The following is a 356-nucleotide window of genomic DNA, read 5'->3' as shown; positions in this document are numbered from 1 at the left end:
CGACGTCGTCGAACCGAACACCACCTGACTGCCGCCACCGTATTTGCTCAGCAACAGCGCCCAAGCGCCCTGTACCAAAATGTTCACTGTCGTCTGACTGCGCTTCGCAAAGGCGCTCAGCGCCCCCGTTTGCTCTTCGCTGAACGTCACTGTACGTGCCTGCATCGCTGGTTCCTGTGCTCGCTGCTCCGCTCGCTGGTGCGCCAGTGGCAACGGCGTTTTATGCTCAACCTCCGCCAGCACATCGCGCCAGTAAGCCTGCGCCACCTCACCGTCCTGTTGCGCCAGATAGGCCGCATAGTGGCGGTATGGCTGTGGCGCTGCCAGCCTCGCCCCCTCGCCCTGATAAAATGCCG

The 356-nt window shown here is 62.6% G+C and carries 1 protein-coding gene; it reads right to left on the bottom strand.

The window, feature by feature from the left end:
• Window positions 1–288, bottom strand: a 288-nt coding sequence (locus tag CWC11_RS23630) for a condensation domain-containing protein (protein WP_502704825.1), incomplete at its 3' end; no start/stop codon positions are given.
• Between the last annotated feature and the right edge of the window lie 68 nt (window positions 289–356).

It is taken from the genome of Pseudoalteromonas sp. S3178 (assembly GCF_005886985.1).
GTDB lineage: Bacteria > Pseudomonadota > Gammaproteobacteria > Enterobacterales > Alteromonadaceae > Pseudoalteromonas > Pseudoalteromonas carrageenovora.
The sequence above is the reverse complement of the archived record's forward strand: the minus strand, read 5'-3'. Positions and strand labels throughout refer to the sequence as shown.